Annotated in this window: 12 protein-coding genes; 3 read left to right on the top strand and 9 right to left on the bottom strand. The window is 61.2% G+C overall.

The window, feature by feature from the left end; translation table 11 throughout:
- Window positions 1-154 precede the first annotated feature (154 nt).
- Window positions 155-415 carry a GlsB/YeaQ/YmgE family stress response membrane protein gene (locus tag ACFQ6Y_RS25430; protein ID WP_003942027.1) on the bottom strand — a complete coding sequence of 87 codons (261 nt, stop codon included), beginning with the start codon at window positions 413-415 and terminating at the stop codon, window positions 155-157.
- Window positions 416-603: 188 nt separating this feature from the next.
- Here ACFQ6Y_RS25430 and dctA point away from each other — a divergent pair, with 188 nt between their 5' ends.
- Together dctA and ACFQ6Y_RS25420 are read left to right on the top strand one after the other, a co-directional pair.
- Window positions 604-2001: a C4-dicarboxylate transporter DctA gene (gene dctA, locus ACFQ6Y_RS25425; protein ID WP_378638557.1), complete on the top strand. Its 1398-nt coding sequence runs from the start codon at window positions 604-606 to the stop codon at window positions 1999-2001.
- 549 nt (window positions 2002-2550) lie between these two features.
- Window positions 2551-3405: a glycosyltransferase family 2 protein gene (locus ACFQ6Y_RS25420; protein ID WP_230359663.1), complete on the top strand. Its 855-nt coding sequence runs from the start codon at window positions 2551-2553 to the stop codon at window positions 3403-3405.
- A 45-nt stretch (window positions 3406-3450) separates the two neighbouring features.
- Here ACFQ6Y_RS25420 and ACFQ6Y_RS25415 read toward each other — a convergent pair whose 3' ends face one another.
- From ACFQ6Y_RS25415 to ACFQ6Y_RS25405, 3 genes are all read right to left on the bottom strand, one after another.
- On the bottom strand, window positions 3451-4815 hold the full coding sequence (locus tag ACFQ6Y_RS25415; RefSeq protein WP_378638553.1) for a PQQ-binding-like beta-propeller repeat protein: 1365 nt from the start codon (window positions 4813-4815) through the stop codon (window positions 3451-3453).
- Window positions 4812-6251, bottom strand: coding sequence for a hypothetical protein (locus ACFQ6Y_RS25410; RefSeq protein ID WP_378638549.1), 1440 nt, complete (start codon window positions 6249-6251; stop codon window positions 4812-4814). The genes ACFQ6Y_RS25415 and ACFQ6Y_RS25410 overlap by 4 nt, the downstream gene beginning before the upstream one ends.
- Before the next feature lie 187 nt (window positions 6252-6438).
- On the bottom strand, window positions 6439-8685 hold the full coding sequence (locus ACFQ6Y_RS25405; protein ID WP_378638545.1) for an MMPL family transporter: 2247 nt from the start codon (window positions 8683-8685) through the stop codon (window positions 6439-6441).
- A gap of 223 nt (window positions 8686-8908) precedes the next feature.
- Between ACFQ6Y_RS25405 and ACFQ6Y_RS25400 the strand changes: the two genes are divergently transcribed.
- The gene (locus ACFQ6Y_RS25400) at window positions 8909-10357 is read left to right on the top strand and encodes a hypothetical protein (RefSeq protein WP_378638540.1); all 1449 of its coding nucleotides are present in this window, start codon (window positions 8909-8911) and stop codon (window positions 10355-10357) included.
- 54 nt (window positions 10358-10411) lie between these two features.
- Here the strand turns inward: ACFQ6Y_RS25400 and ACFQ6Y_RS25395 are convergent, their stop codons facing one another.
- The 5 genes from ACFQ6Y_RS25395 to ACFQ6Y_RS25375 form a co-directional block, all read right to left on the bottom strand.
- On the bottom strand, window positions 10412-11524 hold the full coding sequence (locus ACFQ6Y_RS25395; RefSeq protein ID WP_378638537.1) for an NDMA-dependent alcohol dehydrogenase: 1113 nt from the start codon (window positions 11522-11524) through the stop codon (window positions 10412-10414).
- A 47-nt stretch (window positions 11525-11571) separates the two neighbouring features.
- A complete protein-coding gene (locus ACFQ6Y_RS25390; protein WP_019744236.1) occupies window positions 11572-13071 on the bottom strand; it encodes an aldehyde dehydrogenase family protein in 1500 nt (499 codons plus the stop codon).
- A 108-nt stretch (window positions 13072-13179) separates the two neighbouring features.
- Window positions 13180-14847: a sigma-54-dependent Fis family transcriptional regulator gene (locus ACFQ6Y_RS25385; protein ID WP_378638525.1), complete on the bottom strand. Its 1668-nt coding sequence runs from the start codon at window positions 14845-14847 to the stop codon at window positions 13180-13182.
- Between the two features lie 4 nt (window positions 14848-14851).
- The gene (locus ACFQ6Y_RS25380) at window positions 14852-16489 is read right to left on the bottom strand and encodes an AMP-binding protein (RefSeq protein WP_378638523.1); all 1638 of its coding nucleotides are present in this window, start codon (window positions 16487-16489) and stop codon (window positions 14852-14854) included.
- A gap of 207 nt (window positions 16490-16696) precedes the next feature.
- Window positions 16697-18067, bottom strand: a complete 1371-nt coding sequence (locus tag ACFQ6Y_RS25375) for an MFS transporter (RefSeq protein ID WP_378447250.1) — start codon at window positions 18065-18067, stop codon at window positions 16697-16699.
- Window positions 18068-18109: the final 42 nt, after the last annotated feature.

Here is an 18109-nt window from a genome sequence, read left to right as displayed (position 1 = left end):
TGGCGCCCCCCCCCGGGGAGCGCCCGCCCCTTGCGGCCCATCTTCCGCCCCGAGTGTGGGGGACGGTGACTTGGGGGGCCCAAAACCGGGCCAAACCCCCAGGGGCGCCCGCCCGTTGGGGGGGGGGGCGCACTTTTCGAATTTCGTAGGCTTGCTATTTCTTGCCGGTGACGGCGCTGTAGCCGATCGAGAGCACGGCCGCCGCGGCGATGCTGATGATCCAGCGGATCCAGTCGATTCCACCCGTGTCGCCCTTGTCCGAGATCGCTCCCCAGACCCAGTACCCGATAAGCGCTCCGGCGATACCCAGCACGACGGTCACAATCATGCCGTACTGCTGCTTACCTGGCAGTACGAGACGAGCCAGGATTCCGATGACTGCGCCGAAAATGATGGTTCCGATAATTTGCCCCATGACAGCCCCTCTCACACGTCGTGCATGCACGCGGACGGAAGATCACCGCTCAGGGAAACAATAACCACAGTCACACACAACTGTCGCTTGTTGACCGAATTGTTGTCCGAGATGCAACCTGGACGTGTTACACGCAGGACATTCGCGAGTTATTCTTTCGCAATCAAGCAGACCTACCGTTCTCGTCCATGGCCACTTCCGTAAAACTGCCGAACAGCGAGCTCGCGCGACTCGCCAACAAGCCGCCCTGGTACCGATCACTGTTCGTGCAACTGATCGCCGCTATCGTCATCGGCGTCCTCATCGGCTGGTTGTGGCCGGAATTCGGCGCGAATCTCAAGCCCCTTGCCGACGGGTTCATCAAGCTGATCAAGATGCTGATCGCTCCGATCATCTTCTGCACCGTCGTGATCGGGATCGCCCACGTCGGCGACCTGAAAGCGGTGGGGCGCATTGGTGTCAAGGCGCTCATCTACTTCGAGGTAGTGACCACCTTCGCCCTGTTGTTCGGGCTGCTCATCGGAAATCTGATGAAACCGGGTGCGGGATTCAACATCGATCCGGAGACGCTGGCGAACGGTGCGGACGCCGTGGCCGCCAAGACCGGAAGTGGCGAACTCCCCCACACGGTCGAGTTCCTGCTCAACATCATTCCGGTGTCGATAGTTTCGGCCTTCGCCGAGAACGCTCTCCTCCAAGTCCTCTTCTTCGCAGTACTGTTCGGACTCGCCTTGGCCAAGGCAGGCGAGAGCGGCCCACCGATCGTGTTCGAACTCGTTGATCGTCTGAGCCATCTGTTCTTCACGATCATCGGCTGGATCATGCGACTGGCGCCGTTGGGCGCTTTGGGCGCGATGGCGTACATAGTGGGCCAGTACGGGATTGCTTCACTCGGAAGCTACGGAAAGCTGATCGCCGCATGCTATCTCGCGGCCTTCCTGTTCATCCTCATCCTGGCCGCGATAGTCAGGTATTTCGCGGGCGTGAACCTGTGGAAGTTCGTCAAGTACATCAAGGACGAACTCTTCCTCGCGTTGGGAACGGCGTCGACCGAAGTAGTTCTGCCCCGAATCATGGTCAAGCTCACCAACGCCGGATGCTCGCGCACGACAACAGGATTGGTGGTGCCTACCGGCTACTCGTTCAATCTCGACGGCGCGACGCTGTACCTGTCGATCTGCATGCTGTTTCTGGCTCAGGCACTCGGCGTGGATCTGACACTCGGTGAACAGATCACTGCCGTCCTGGTACTGATGCTCACGTCGAAGGGAATGGCAGGGGTACCGGGATCGTCCTTCCTGGCGCTGTCCGCCACTGTGGCCGCAATCGGTCACGGCGCAATTCCGGTCGCCGCAGTCGCCCTCCTACTGGGCGCCGATCGAATCATGGACTCGATGCGGGTGTCGGTGAACCTGCTCGGGAACTGTGTCGCAACCTTCGTGGTCGCCAATTGGGAGGGGCAGCTCGACAAGGAGCGCATGCGCCGAGTGCTTGACGGCGAGGATGTTCCACCGCTCGCGGAAGTCGATCCGATCACGGGGAAAACCGTTCCGGCACCCGAAACCGAAGGCATGCTGACCCAGTAGGTAGGTGCCGGCTGCCGGTTGCACATCGGAAATCGGTGCTGAAGAGTCGCGGGGGCGGACTTCACTGGAAAATCCAGACCGACAGCTACAAAGGCAAATATTTGCAGATGGCGGCAACCTTGCCGTCAAGGGTCCGTTGAATCTACAAATATGGCACTTGCGCTGCACCGACTCCACTTCATTGAAAAGCGACTTGCGACATCTAGATATTGCCAGGTGGTTGCCGCAGTGGCGATTCACAATTCAGCGAACTACCAGCATTATATTTGCCGGAATTAAAAGGACTAAAGTCCGGTGTTCAACCGACGAATAGACTCGAGTGGGTAAAAATCAATCAGTTCCGAAAGCCTTATCTGCATGCATTTATGCCATGCCAGCTGCACTTATGCTGATAGTTTCCCGCAATAAGCTGTTGCGGGATTGATCATATGGCCATCGCTTCAAATTGTCCGAATGGTCACCTATTGCTATCGTAACCTTTGCGAAGGACTGGACCCAATTGCCCAGCAAAGGAATACAGTGACCGCATCCATGCAGGATATTGAACACTTGTCCACTAATCGACTTTCGGTGGTTGTTCCGGTATTTAACGAAGAGAACGCGGTTTCCGGCTGCATCGAGCGTCTACTGACCCAGTCGGAAATCGATGAGATTCTGATTGTCGACAACAACTCGACGGACGGTACTGCATCGATCATCCAGGAGTTCGCCGAAAAGTACGACAAAGTCAGATACGTCTTCGAGGCCCGCCAAGGCGTGGTACACGCCCGGAACGCGGGCTTCGACGCCTCGACCGGCAATATCATCGGTCGTATCGACGCGGACACACGGGTACAACCGGGATGGGCAGATGCGGTCAAGGGTTTCTTCCAACGCAGCACCGCTCATTCAGCGGTTGCCGGACTCACCTACCTCTTCGAATCGCCGTTTGCTCGAATCCACCGCTACGCACTGGACAGGCAGGTGAAGCAGGGGAAGTTCGATTGCGAACGTCAAGTACTCGCTGTCGCCGGAGCGAACATGGCGATCAGAAAGAGCGCATGGCTGTCCGTCCGCGAGCAAGTCAGTGACCGGCCTGACATCCACGAAGATATCGACCTCTCACTGTGCCTTCGGGAGGAAGGGATGACGATCGGTCAGATCGCCGACATGCGAGCAGAGACGTCCGGTCGACGCGGTGAAACCCCTCCGTTGGAGTACCTGAAGTACAACCAAGCATCCGAATCGGTTCTGCACCTTCACAACATCATGAATTGGCGCCTCAAACTGACCATCTGGGGCGACTCGATGCTCCACGCGCTCGTGTGGCCCGTCTACCGCATCTACAACTTCGAGCAGGAGCGCCTGGAGTTCAGGCGCTTGTTCGGCATGTCGAAAGGTCGAATCATGCCAGTTCACCAGTAAACCATCGAGTTTCGCTAATTACCGAAGGTTCGCAGACACCGAGTTTCACGACAGTTTCAACGCCGTGATGCGGTCTTCACTGGAACGCAACAGCACCTTGTCCCCCGCCCACAGCTCCCGCGGCATCGCCCAGGGGGTGAACTCGTCGTCCCCGTCCTGATCCACCCCAACCTCCCAACTACGTTGGCCCGTACGGACATCCGTTCCGTAGACGTTTCCCTCGTCGATAACGACATCGCCGTGCCAGACAACCTCTCCGGCGCGCTCGGCGTTCGATCGCCACAGGACCTCACCGGTGAAGAGGTCCACGAACTGGACCTCGGGCTCGGAACTGGAACGGGTCACGGCGACCACGTTGCCGATCACCGCCAACGACTGTGCGGTGCCGAAGACTTCACTGTTGGACCACAATTTCTCGCCGGACTTCCGGTCGAAACCGCTGTGTCCCAGAATGATCGGAGTCGATCCGCCGACAGGTTCATCTCGACTGTATCGCCCACCGTAGTACGAGGACTCCGAGGGCAGTTCGTCCGTCCTGGCGAACTCGCGCCCGTTCCGATCGAGTGCGTACTCACTTGTCGGGCGACCGTTGCCTTCGCAACCGCCGTCCGACACCAAGGTCACACCGTCCGACGATGTGTGCGCGGTCGAGCAGGTGGAGTAACCGTGCACCCACCGCTGTTCGCCGGTCTTCAGGTCGAATCCCAAGGACTCGTCGAGAGCGATCACACCGAGGTCGCCGTGAACCGACATCACCGGATCGGCATATCCGGCCTCCCACGATCCGCCGATGTCGAACGCTTTGGACCAGTTCGCTTCCGGATCGTCGACGGTTCCGCTGTGCACGCGAACGTCGTTGCTCTCGATATCCCCTTCGAGCGCGAGGACGGTGTCGCCTGAGACAACCGCGATGATCGGCGACCACGGCGTCTTGATGTCTCGCCGCTCTCCCGTCTCGATGTCGAACAGCGAGTACGAACCACCGGATACGTACGGCCCGGAGAAACACAGCACCGAACTGCCGAGCAGAGTCTCGGAGCAACCACCGATGTCGACCGCCGACGCGCGCCAACGAACTGTGCCGTCTTCGACGTCCAATCCGACCAATTCTGCGTCGTCCAACGAATACGCCTGACGGTCCGGCATACCGATCATCGTGACCACAAGTGATCCGGCGTCGATGAATCCGCCCATGTCCATGTTGAATTCGGTGCCGACAAGTGGGCTCCGAAATATCGCGAACTCGCGCCCGAGAATCTCGGAGGCCTCGACGCTCCATAGCGGCGACGAGATCGCTGTCGGTTCGGAACTCGTCGACGTGACCACCGTGGCGACGGCGGCAGTGACGGTAACTACGGCAGCGGCGGCCGCGATCCGAAGGCGGGCTTTCGGGGAGTACCTGTTGGTCATCGAATCTCCAGGCCTTCGGTCGTCGCGAGAAACTCCAACTGCTCGAAAGTCATCGGCACGTTCGGGATCGCAGCCGACGACGAAACCGATACTTGGGTCCCATTCGGGCGGGTGACGACCACCGACCTGCTCGTTTCCTGCGTCGATTCTGCTTTCGAGCCGTCATTTGTCATGGGTACGGTCGAGTAATCCCGTTCGTCTCGCTCGATCACGGATCCATCCGGTCGCGTAACGAACTCCAAGGGGTGCCCGTAGTAGGAGGGGTCGTATTTGTTGGGCTCCGCGGGGAGTGGTTGTCCGCCGGTAATTGTCATGTTGAGCGTCGACTCGTTCTCTCCCGTCCGAGTGAGAAATCTCTGACATGCGGTGGACCTGTCATTCTCCGCGACCGTCAGAGTGCCCGGTCCGGCATCAAGAATCGGAAAACCCGGAGGTACAGCGCGCCATCTGATCTCGAGTACGGCGTTGAGACGTTCGATCGTCGCGCGATCGAGTTCGGCCACGTCGCCAGAGTCTCGAGGGACCCCGTGGCACCCGGGCGAAAGCGGTGCCGTACCCGGGGGAACTGGCGTGGTGATTCGCAGCTGTGGCATTTCGACAAGGGTTGCAAGTTCGTCGAGCGTCAGTGGCACCACGCCGGAACTCTCGGCGTCCCGACCTCCGTCGTTGTTCGTGTCGTTGACATACGCCTGGATACGGGTCCCGTCGATTCCGTACAGCATCGCCGACCGACCAAGAGTGCGTACACCATTGGTTTCGCTCCACGTATCCTGCAGGTCCACCACAGACTGGTCGGCCAGCACCCGACGTTCGACGAGCGACCCCGCAACACACGATGGGATCGGATCAGAACTCGAGTGCAGCATCAGGCTGAGCGCGCCGATCTTCCCGTCCCGAACCAGCGTCCCGGACGCAGTGGTGGACGCCAGATCCTCGAGCGAGAACCCCTCGGGCAGGCCATCTGTGTTCGAAGGCGCATAGATCGGCCCGAACTGGAGCGAATTGCCCGGGCTGGCGAACTTCAGCTCGACGTCGTGCGGCAGCGCCTGTTTGACCGCGTCAGACATCGCTGCTGCCTTGGCGCTCGAGAACCACGGAAAGCGTGGATCGTCGTACGTGTTGGACCCGTCCAGAATATAGGAGAAGAACGAATCCTCCTCTGGCGCTTCGACGCTCTCACAACCCGGAATGGTGGTCGGGTACACCGCGGTCGGCGTGACGTACGAGAATTCAGGTGCGTCTTCGGCGAACCCACCGTCCGGCGTAGACGTCACGCTGACAGCCGTCGATGCAGCTACCGAGATGTTGTCGGACTCCGAGCCACTCCACCGATCCACGAACCCGGCAACCACTGTGCCGCCGGCGATCAGGGAGACGACCGTCAACGCGACGGTCCACTTCTCCGCACGCTTCGAATCGGTTTGCTCGTTCGGCACGAGTCCTCACAGTCATCGTCACGGCTCGCCCCCGGTGCGCGTCGCCTCTGGAAGTCCTGTCGCGATCACAGCAATTTCTGTTACCAACCGGATGGTTTCCTATTTGTGTCAGCGCCATCCAGACACAAATGAACGGGGTGCCAGTTGCTCTGCAACCGGCACCCCGTTCGTTTCACGACCTGAGTGCTTACACCCTGACAGGAACCTTATTCGGGTCTGGATCGGAGTCCGGGTCTTGATCGATCGGAATCCGCCGAATCGCTTCACCCTCGATGTCGACATTCGGCAGGATCTTGTCGAGCCACGCGGGCAACTTCCACGCCGAATCACCGAGAATCGACATGACCGCAGGGATCACGATCATGCGGATGATGAAGGCGTCGAAGAAGACTGCCGCCGCCAGACCGAAGCCCATCATCTTGCTTGTCGTCTCCGAGGACAGCATGAATGCGCCGAACACGGAGATCATGATGATCGCCGCCGACGCGACCACGCGAGCACCATGGGTGTAGCCGGAGACGATGGCGTCCTTGGCCGACAATCCGTGCACATATTCCTCGCGCATTCTCGTCACGAGGAACACTTGATAGTCCATCGCCAACCCGAACACCACGCCGATCATGAAGATCGGTAGGAACGAAATGATCGGTTGAGTGTGCTCGATCAGCCCGAAGTCGCCTTCTTGGAAAATCGCCACCGTGGCGCCGAAGGTCGCACAGACGGAGAACAAAAATCCGAGAGTTGCGGTCAGCGGCACCAGGATCGAGCGGAAGACGACCATCATGATGATGAACGCCAGCCCGACCACCACGATCAGATAAGGGATGAGCGCGGAACTGAGCTTCGACGACATGTCGGCAACGATCGCGGTTTGACCCGCCACACCGAGTTCAGCTCCCTCCGACTTCACCGTCGATCCGTAGTCACGAATCTGATTCATCAGTTCGTGGGTTTCGGGTCCACTCGGGGACATCTGCGGGGTGACGGCGATCAGGGCAGAGTTGGCGCCCGCCATCGGGTTTGCCGCGTCCGGTCCGTTTCCGACCCACATCAGCTGATCCGGCGTTGCGACGTTGTCGAGGCCCTTGATGTGCGCGACAGTGCCTTCGGCAATCGCGGTGATGTCGGTACCGTCGGGTGCATCGAGCACGACGAACAACTCACCGTTGACGCCTTCACCGAACCCTCGTTGCAGCAGGGCCAGCGCCGGTCGCTCTTCGTCCTGAGTGAAGGAGAGTCCGAGTTCGAGCTTGGTCATCGGAATAGCCGCGATCACCAGGAGAACCAGAGCAGCACCAGCGATCGGCCACGGGTATTTGGTGACTATCTTGGCCCAGCGATGACCGTTGGATTCCATCGTCTCGGGCTCGTCACCGTGGCGAAGGCCGGGGATACGAGGCGAGAACGCGAATCGGCCGAAGATACCCAGGACAGCCGGGATCAACGTGATTGCGCCGAGGACAGCGATGATGACGGCAACGGCTGCAGAGATTCCCATCTGGGTGATCATTGGAACCCCGACCACCGCCAGGGCTGCCAGCGCGACCACAACCGTCAGGCCGGCGAAGACGACGGACGAACCGGCAGTACCCACTGCGCGCCCGACTGCTGCTTCCCTCGTTCCGCCCAAATTGAGCTCACTGCGGTAACGCGAAACGATGAACAACGCGTAGTCGATCGAGACTGCGATACCGATCATCGTGACGATTCCCGTGACGCCTTCGTTGATGTCGAAGAAGCCCGAGCCGAGTGTGACCGTCAGGGTGGCCAGCGCAATTCCCAGAATTGCAGTGAACAAAGGAATGAAGGCCGCAATGAGCGCGCCGAACGCCACGATCATCACGATGAACGCCACCGCGAAGCCGAGCATCTCCGACAGACCGCCTGCGGCCTGCACCTGCATCATCGAACCGGTGCCTTCGACTTGCAGGCCACCGGTGCGGAATTTTGCCATCAGATCGAGGAACGCCGTCTTGTTGGCCTGCGTCTGATCCTCGATGCGAATCGACTGATTGAGCTGGATCAGCCCGACCTTGCCGTTGTCCCCGAGAACGGCCGACGCCACCGCCGGATTGGCCTCCGCGAGAGTCACCGGGTTGACGATCTTCTCGGGATCGACGATGTCCGGCAACGTCTTCGCCTGCGCAATCAACTGGTCGATCTGATCGCTGTGTGCGGCAAGTCCGTCGTCTGCCGCGATGAGAATACTGGTCGACGCCTGAGTTTGCTGCTCGGCCGCCGCTGCAAAGTTCTCGTTCATCAACTCGGTCGCACGTTGGGAATCGGTGCCCGGAAGATTGAATTCTTTGGAGAACGTCGGATTTGTGGCGCTGATTGCGCCCCCCACCACCGCGATCACGATGATCCACGCGGCCACCACAAGATACTTGTGGCGGAATGCAAACTTCCCCAACCTGTAAAGATACGTAGCCAACGTAGTCCTCTCTCGCCGTGGACTGGTCTGTCCGAAGAACACGGAGTCTTTCGGTGCCAAGGTCATACGGTACGGACCGATCGGCCCGTTGGCACCCGGTATATCTGCGAAAACGGCATATCCGACGCGCCTTCGTCTCGTTTTCAGACCGCTCGGTACCGTGGACACGACACGGGCACGCACGTCACCAGAGCAGACGCCACGGAGCACGAAAGGCAATTCCATGAATCACGGCCAGGCCGTCGATCGCGATCTCCTCCTTGCCGGCCAACAGCGACTCGACGCACTGGGTCCACGATTGACTGGATCGCCTTCACACCACGCTGTGGTGGAAGAAGTCGCGAACGAACTGACCGAACTGGGCCTCGACGTCCGGCGTGATTCACACACTTTCGAACGCTGGGATCTACCGGCGACACCTGACGGACTTCGCATCGAATTGCCAACCGGACCGATCAGCGTTTCGTCCGCATTTCCCTACTCCGGATTGACCGGGCCACAGGGAATCTCCGCTCCCCTGGTCTACGTCAGCGCGCGACGCCCCAAGTGGTCGGCGGCCAAGGGCGCGATCGCAGTGATCGAGGTCCCGCACATCGATCTTCCCCGCAAGCTACTGGTCAGCGAGTGGGGCCCGATCGCCACCGACGAGACACTTCGAAATCCGGTTCTCTCCGCAACACTTCTGGGCCCGAAGCTAGACAAGGCCCGCAAGGCCGGTGTCCTCGGCGTGATCGCGGTGTGGCGTGACATCGCTCCGGACAACGCACTGGGACAATATCTTCCGTTCACACAGCCATATCACGACATCCCCGCCGTCTGGGTGGCCGGCGACGAGGGCGCGAAGGTTGTCGCTGCAGCTCGTTCCGGTCAGCGGGCGACTCTGGTACTGGATGCGACGCTGCATCCGGACACCCGGACTGACACGGTGTGGGCGGTGTCCCCCGGAACCTCACCCGAAGAGACGATTCTGCTCATCACTCACAGTGACGGAACAAACGGCGTCGAGGAGAACGGCCATCTGGGAATGTTGGCGTTGGCGCGGCACGCCGTGGCGCAGCCGCATCGACGGTCGTACGTTTTTGTCCTGACGACTGGCCACCTTCGTATTCCAGCGGTGTCCAAGCACGGACAGGCAACGTCCACCTGGCTCGAAGCGCACCCCGAGATGTGGAAGGGCGAAGCCGGTCAGGCGCGCGCCGTAGCGGGGATCGCCATCGAGCACCTCGGCGCACTGGGTGATACCGAGGACAACTCGACCGGCAGCTATGCGTTGGAGACCACTCCGGAACCGGAACTGCTCTACGCGACGAGCCGGGAAGTACACGACATCGTTGCACCGCTGTGGCGCGACATCGGTGCGGGCAATCGCCGAATCGTGGCGCCAGGACCGGTCATTCATTTCGGCGAGGGCGAACCACTGTTCGAGCGGAAGATCCCGGCAGTCGCCTTGGTGACAGCGCCGCAGTACCTGCTCGCTCTGCGCGAAGCCGACGCCGTCACGCACGTCGACCTGGACGCGATGATCAAGCAGATCGAAAGCTTCCGGGATCTACTCGACGCATTCGACGCAACCGACACCGCGGCTTTCGGTCCGGTGGTCTCGCGCTCGATGTTCGCGAAGTTCTCGGCACTACTTCAGTTGATGCAGATTTTGTCGAAAGCCAAGAAATAGTGCTGTGCGCCTTTATTAACCGCCCGCGGTTAATAAAGGCGCACAGCAGTTGTCCTACTTGTCGTGAATGATCACGCCACGGATGTTCTTGCCGTCACGCAGATCCTGGTAGCCCTGGTTGACGTCTTCGAGGCTGTAAGTTTTGGTGATCAGTTCGTCGAGCTTGAGCTGACCGGCATCGTAGAGACGCAGCAGTCGCACGATGTCGTACTGCGGGTTCATGGATCCGAACAGCGTGCCCTTGATCGTCTTCTGATTCAGCGTCAGGTCGGTACCCGACACGTGAACGGTCAGCTTGGCAGGATCGGCGAGTCCCGTGATCACCACGGTGCCACCCTTACCGATCACTGCCGTCGCTGCACTGACGACATCCTCGTCGACGGTGCCGACAAGGATGAGCGCAGCGTCGGCGCCCTGTCCCCAGGTCAGCTCGTTGACCTTGGCAGCCGCACTCTCGGCGTCTGCAAAGGCATGCGTGGCACCGAATTTCAGTGCGGTGTCACGCTTGAGAGCAACCGGATCGACCACCACTACGTACTTGCAACCAGCCGAAACAGCGCCCTGGACCGCGTTGATGCCGAGACCACCGATGCCGTAGATCACCGCGGTGTCACCGGCGCGAAGGTTACCGGCGTTGACGGCGGTTCCCCAGCCCGACGGCACACCGCAACCGACGACCACTGCGGTCTCCAACGGAAGCCAGTCGTCGATCTTGACAACCGAGTGCTGCGAGATGGTGGCCCGCTCGGAAAACGTTCCGAGCATGCACATTCCGCCGAAGTCCAGACCGTTGCCATGGAAACGGAAGGACCCGTCGGGCATGGAACCTTCGAGGATGGTGGCGCCCATGTCACACAGGTTCTGGCGACCGGTCGAGCAGTAGCGACAGGTGCCGCAGTTGGGAATGAAGCTGCACACGACATGGTCGCCCGGCTTGACCTTCGTGACGCCAGGGCCGACCTCTTCGATGATGCCCGAGCCCTCGTGTCCGCCGACGATCGGATAACGCGGCGGGAGATCACCGTCGGTCAGGTGCAGATCCGAATGGCACAGTCCGGCAGCGGTGTACTTGATCAGTACCTCACCCACACCCGGGCCGTCGAGGTCGAGTTCCATGATCTCGAAAGGCTTTCCGGGCTCGAGCAGTACAGCAGCTTTGGTCTTCACTGGTGATCTCCTTGATTGTCGGACGAGAGAATGAGCGATGGGGTCGGTCAGAGGGCGATGTTGACGGCCTTGGTCTGGGTGTAGAGATCGATGGCCGAAGCGCCGAGCTCGCGGCCCCAGCCGGACTGCTTGTATCCACCGAAGGGCATCGCGGTGTCGAAGCCGTTGTACTGGTTGATCCACACCGAGCCGGCCTTCAGACGCTTTGCCGTGCGATGCGCCTTGGAGATGTCCCGGGTCCAGATGCCCGCAGCGAGGCCGTAGATGGAATCGTTTGCGGCAGTGATCGGTCCGTCGTCCGCGTTGAACGGCAGCGCTGCCACGACCGGTCCGAAGATCTCCTCCTGGACGATGGAGAATTCAGGCTTCACGTCGACGAAGACTGTGGGCTCGACGAAGTAGCCTTGATCACCCCAACGGTTGCCGCCCGTCAGTGCGCGTGCGCCGTCGGCGATTCCCTCACGGAGGTAGCCGGTGACCTTGTCGAACTGCTCCTGCGAGACCAGCGGTCCGAGCTGGGTGGTGGGATCGAGACCAGGTCCGATCTTGACCTGGCTCGCAGCGTGCGCCACTGCCTCGGTGAACTTCTCGAAGATGGTGTCCTCGACGTACAGGCGAGTGCCCGCAACGCAGCACTGTCCGTGGTTGAACAGCCACGCGTTGAGCGAACCCTCCACCGCGGAATCGAAATCCGCGTCGGCGAACACGATGTTGGGGCTCTTGCCACCGAGCTCGAGCGTGACCTTCTTCAGATTGCCCTTGGCAGCGTCGACGATCTTCTTGCCCACCTCGGTAGAACCGGTGAACGCGACCTTGTCCACGTCGTCGTGCCCGGACAGCGCAGCACCGGCATCGCCGAATCCGGGAACGATGTTCACGACGCCGGGAGGGAAGCCGGCTTCTTCGAATACCTCTGCGAGAAGAAGTGCGGTGAGCGGGGTCTGCTCTGCGGGCTTGAGGATCACGGTATTGCCGGCAGCGAGCGCGGGTGCGAGCTTCCACGACGACATGAGCAGCGGGAAGTTCCACGGGACGATCAGTCCACAGACGCCGATCGCCTCACGCAGTGTGTATGCATGAAACTCGCCGCCCGGAGAGAAGGGCATCGACACGTTGACAGTGCTGCCTTCGATCTTGGTGGCCCAGCCTGCGTAGTAGCGGAATACGTCTGCGGCCCAAGCCACGTCGACGGCGGTGGCGATGGCAACGGACTTGCCGTTGTCCAGAGCTTCGAGCTGACCGAACTCTTCGGCGCGGGCACTGAGAATGTCGCCGACGCGCCAGATCATCCGCTCGCGCTCGTTTGCCTTCATGCGTGACCAGGGGCCGTCTTCGAAGGCCGTGCGAGCGGCGCGCACTGCGCGGTCGATGTCTTCGGCCTGTCCGTGTGCCACGTCTGCGAGCTTCTGTCCGTCAGCCGGGTTGTACGTCGCGAAGGTCTGACCCGAAGCGGCGTCGACGAATTCACCGCCGATGTAGAGCTTCTTCGGTCCGTTCAGGAAACCCTGTACCGCGGAACTGATGGTGTGTTCGGCTACTGCCGTCATCGGAAACTCCCCTGAAGTAGTGAGGTGCGAATGTGATGCACGCCATACTTCCGCGCTTCCGAGGGTGCTAACTGTCCGAACTTTGTACAACTGGAATCGGACAGCGAACTACACAGTGATGTCCAGCGCCCGCATACGTGTGTAGAGAGTGCTTCGGCTGATGCCGAGCTGCGCCGACGCGTGAACCTTGTTGCCGCCGCAGTCTTTCAACGCTCCGATGATCGCTTGACGCTCGGCTTTCTCCCGCCCCGCCAACCGCGACACCTTGGTGGTGGTGCGGTAGTCCTCGGGCAGATCGGCGACGTCGATGCGGTTGCTGGAGCGATCGCCTGAGGCGCGATGCAGCACGACGCGTAACTCGGCCAGATTGCCCGGCCAACTGGCCGCCGCGAGCGCTTCGGTAGCGCTGGCGGTCAACCTCAGTTCGGGCGAGATCCCTTCCAACATGACTTGTGCCAACTCGGCGATCTCTGCTTGTCGCTCGCGCAGTGGGGTGATGACAACCCGGGAGGCGCATCGTGAGAGCAGCGATGCGATGGTCGGCGGTAGATCCGCTGCCGCGCCGCTGGTCAGTACGATTTTCGGCCCCTCGGCGCTGGCGTCGATCAGGTCTGCGACCAGCGGCAACACCGAGTCAGGAAGGAGCTGTACCTGTTCGATCACGACAACGCCCGAACGCTTACGTGCGGCTCGCACGAGATCGGTGACCCACTGCTCACGGCCGTCGAACGCGATTCGCGTGGCATCGAGCCAACTCGCGTCGATGCTGCCGACGACGTCGGATGCTGCCGAGGTTCGGCCCGAACCCGCCTCACCCGAGATCGCCACGGCGGCAGAACCAGCCCGCGCTCGCACCAAGTCTCGGCGCAGTCGTTCGCCCGGAGACGGGGCCCGCTCATGAGTTCTACGGATCGGCGCCCGTTCACGCTGGAGTGGTTCGACCAGGAAGAGCGCCCCGCCGTCCGCCCCGGAAATCCGGTCGGCCTGAACTCGCGCCAGCGCACCGGACGCCAATTCGACTGTCACCAATCGTGATTGATCCGGGTTGAGGTCGGCGATCAAGGAACGGAGCGACACGTGATCAGCAGTGTCCAGCAGGTCGAGGGCGGTTCGATTGCTCAGCAGGATGTCGTCGCCGATGGCCGCAACGGCAATGTGTCGCTGATGCGAAACTCGTTGGAATGCGTCGACCAGTCGCTGCTCCGACGCTTTCGAGCCCTCGAGCAGTCGCTTCTCGATGTCCGCTGCCGCACGCGCAAGGAATGGCGCGAACAGCGGGTTGGCCTGCGAGACAACGCCGGTCATGTCGAGAATTCCCTCGACGCGGCGGGTGACGGGATGCAGGATCGGCTGGCCGTAGCAGCTCAATCCTTTGAGGCTGTCGAGGAAATGCTCGTCACCGTGGATCACCACACTGCGTCCGACCTCGAGCGGCGTACCGAGCGCGTTGGTACCAGCGTGCTCTTCGCCGAAGCGTGAACCGTTGACGACGCCCAACCGCTCGATCGTCCGCTCGACTCGACTGTCGGAGTACACCGAGGCGACCACTCGGCAGTCCCGATCGGCCAGCAGGACGCAGAACCCGGTGCCCGCGATCTGTTGCGAAACCTCGTCGAGCACAGGTGCGGCAGCCCGAAGCAGACGAGACTCGCCGTCCTGCTCCTCGGTGTCCACGGCGATGGCCGACGACGGGTCGAGGCCACTGAGTCGAGAACGCTTCCAGGAGAGCGCGATCTCGGGGCGTACCGGCTCACGCTCCCCTGGGTTCGCGGACATATTCTCAGGCCTGACCGATCAATTCGATCGCCTGTTCTCGCATCGCGATCTTGCGGACCTTGCCCGTGACTGTCATCGGGAACTCGTCCACGACGTGGACGTACCGCGGAATCTTGTAGTGCGCGAGCTTGCCGGTGCAGAATGCACGGACCGAATCGGCGTCCAGATCGCCTGCGCCTTCGCGCATCTGGACCCACACCATCAATTCCTCGCCGTACTTTGCATCGGGTACACCGATGACCTGAGCATCGAGAATGTCGGGGTGGGTGTAGAGGAATTCCTCGATTTCACGCGGATAGACGTTCTCACCACCGCGGATGACCATGTCCTTGATGCGTCCGGTGATAGCGACGTACCCGGCCTCGTCCATCACTCCGATGTCTCCGGTGTGCATCCACCTGGCAGCGTCGATCGCCTCGGCGGTCTTCTCCGGGTTTTCCCAGTAGCCGAGCATGACCGAGTACCCACGTGTGCACAGCTCACCAGGTTCGCCGCGCGGTACCGTCAATCCGGTTGCCGGATCGACGATCTTGATCTCGAGGTGCGGCCCCACCCGTCCGACCGTTTCGGTGCGCTGCTCGATCGAATCGTCCGAGCGAGTCTGCAGCGACACCGGCGACGTCTCCGTCATGCCGTAGCAGATGGACACCTCTGCCATCCCCATGCGATCGATGACCTGCTTCATCACCTCGACCGGGCAGGGTGAACCGGCCATGATGCCGGTGCGAAGGCTCGACAGATCGAAGCTGTCGAAGTCCGGCAACGCTAATTCGGCGATGAACATCGTCGGTACGCCGTAGAGGGATGTGCACTTTTCGGCCTGAACAGCTTCGAGCGAAGCACGCGGATCGAACGCCGGACCCGGAATGACCATGGCGGCACCGTGAGTGGTGCACGCAAGGTTGCCCATCACCATGCCGAAGCAGTGGTAGAACGGCACCGGGATGCACACCCGATCCACCTCGCTGTAGTGGCACAACTCGCCGACGAAGTAGCCGTTGTTGAGGATGTTGTGGTGACTGAGCGTCGCGCCCTTCGGGAAACCGGTAGTGCCCGAGGTGTATTGGATGTTGATCGCGTCGTCGGCTGACAATGAGGCTTGGGCAGCGGCGAGCGGAGCCGGATCGTTTGCCTGCGCCGCCAACCCGTCTGCAAGCACTGAGTCCCACTCGGGTGAACCGAGCAGGATCACCGACGTCAGATCGGGGCACTGCGGCCGCACCGTCTCGATCATCGACGCGTAATCCGAAGTCTTGAAGCTCGCCGCAGACACCAGCGTCGAGATCCCGGCCTGCTCGAGCACGTACTGCAACTCGTGCGAGCGGTACGCCGGGTTGATGTTGACCAGGATCGCCCCGATCTTTGCCGTCGCATATTGCGTGAACGTCCATTCCGGACAGTTCGGAGCCCATATCCCTACCCGATCGCCCTTCCCCACACCACGGGAAAGAAGTCCGGCAGCGAGCCCGTTCACCTGCTCGGCGAACTCCCGGTACGTCCATCGTCGACCGCTGGCATGGTCGATCAACGCATCACGGTCACCGTGCGCGGCAACCGTGCGATCCAGGTTGTCTCCGATGGTGTCGCCCAGCATCGGACCGTCCCATACTCCGGACGTATAGCTGGGCAGCGGGGTACTCATGTGTTCTGTCCTCTCCGGTTACCTGTTCAGGCACCTATGAGAGGGGCCGCCGAAGCGGACCCTCTCATCTACGAATTTACTCGATTCGGTGTGATGCACGACATACTTCCCGGTGCGGGGTGGCCGTAACTGTCTGAAGTCCGGACACCCCACCCGCCTGCTGTGCGCCTTTCTTAACCGCCGGCGGTTAAAAAAGGCGCACAGTGGTTACAGCGCGTGATCCTTGGTCTCGACGAGCGCCCACGTGCAGATCAGGCTCAGCACACCCAGGATCGCCAGCATGACTCCGATGGCCATGCTCCCGTAGGCCGAGGCCAGTGGTGCGGCGATCAGCGGCGGCACTGCGCCACCGAGCACTCCGGCGAGGTTGTAGCCGAGGCCGGCACCGGTGTAGCGGTAGCGGGTCTGGAACATTTCCGGAAGCAGCGCACCGCAGGGGCCGTAGGCGATTCCGAAGATCATCAGCGTGCCGAACATTCCGATGACGAAGGCGATCGGCGATCCCGTGTCGAGGAGCGGGAACAACACGAGAGCCCAGACGACGGCCAGACCACACGAGATCATGATGACCTTGCGACGCCCGATGCGGTCCGAGTACAGAGCGGAGACGATGATCGCCGCACCGAAAACGAAGGCGGAAGCGATACCGACCGACAGGACGAACGGGCGGGAGAAGCCGAGAGTCTTGGTTCCGTAGCTCGTGAGGAATGCCGTGCCCATGTAGAAGAACGCGAAGAGGCAAGCCAAGGCGCCGGCCGAGAGCAGGATCTCCTTGGTCTGGAACCGCCAGGCATCCAGGAACGGGAGGGTGCGAGGTGCTTCGTTCTTCTGCTCTGCGACGCGCTCTGCCTGCTCCGCCTTGAAGACCGGAGTCTCCTCGATAGCGAGTCGCATGTAGAGGCCGATGCCGACCAACACGATCGAGAACAGGAACGGAATACGCCAGCCGTAGTCGAGGAAGGCCTGGTTGGTATCGCCGAGAACAGCGCCGGTGATGAGGAAGGTACTGCTCGAGAGCACGAAGGCGATTGCGGGGCCGAGCTGCGGGAACATCGCGTACAGACCACGTTTGCCCGGTGGAGCGTATTCCGCGGTAAGCAGGGTTGCGCCTGCCCATTCACCACCGACCGCGAAGCCTTGGCCGAATCGCAAGAGCACCAGGATGATCGGAGCGGCGACACCGATAGTTGCCGCACCGGGCAGCAAGCCGATCAGGAGCGTCGAGATACCCATGAGCAGAAGCGTCGAGATCAGAGTCTTCTTGCGACCGATGCGATCGCCGAAGTGTCCGAACAACATTGCGCCGACGGGGCGGGCGATGAAGGCGACTGCGAAGGTCGCAAACGATGCGACAGTTCCCGCGGTGGCACCGAGTGCGGGGAAGAACACCGTCGGAAAGACAAGTGCCGCAGCAGTTCCGTAGATGAAGAAGTCGTAGAACTCGATGGTCGTGCCGATGCAACTCGCGATAGCGACGCGCCGCACGCTGGTGGTCTGCGGGGGTTGCGTCGCACCTGCGGCACTCGCGCCCCCGGCGCCGGCGGCACTGGTGCCGCCTGTGGGAGAGACTGTGGTCACTCGATTCCTCCGTGGTCCTATGGTGTCGCCCTGTGGGCATCA

Origin of the sequence: Rhodococcus sp. NPDC056516, assembly GCF_042794655.1 — a bacterium.
Classification (GTDB): domain Bacteria; phylum Actinomycetota; class Actinomycetes; order Mycobacteriales; family Mycobacteriaceae; genus Rhodococcus_F.
The sequence above is the reverse complement of the archived record's forward strand: the minus strand, read 5'-3'. Positions and strand labels throughout refer to the sequence as shown.

Coding starts and splice junctions, on each gene's coding strand:
- ACFQ6Y_RS25430 (WP_003942027.1), bottom strand. CDS start 415: ATGGGGCAAATTATCGGAACCATCATTTTCGGCGCAGTCATCGGAATC.
- dctA (WP_378638557.1), top strand. CDS start 604: ATGGCCACTTCCGTAAAACTGCCGAACAGCGAGCTCGCGCGACTCGCC.
- ACFQ6Y_RS25415 (WP_378638553.1), bottom strand. CDS start 4,815: ATGACCAACAGGTACTCCCCGAAAGCCCGCCTTCGGATCGCGGCCGCC.
- ACFQ6Y_RS25400 (WP_378638540.1), top strand. CDS start 8,909: ATGAATCACGGCCAGGCCGTCGATCGCGATCTCCTCCTTGCCGGCCAA.
- ACFQ6Y_RS25390 (WP_019744236.1), bottom strand. CDS start 13,071: ATGACGGCAGTAGCCGAACACACCATCAGTTCCGCGGTACAGGGTTTC.
- ACFQ6Y_RS25385 (WP_378638525.1), bottom strand. CDS start 14,847: ATGTCCGCGAACCCAGGGGAGCGTGAGCCGGTACGCCCCGAGATCGCG.
- ACFQ6Y_RS25380 (WP_378638523.1), bottom strand. CDS start 16,489: ATGAGTACCCCGCTGCCCAGCTATACGTCCGGAGTATGGGACGGTCCG.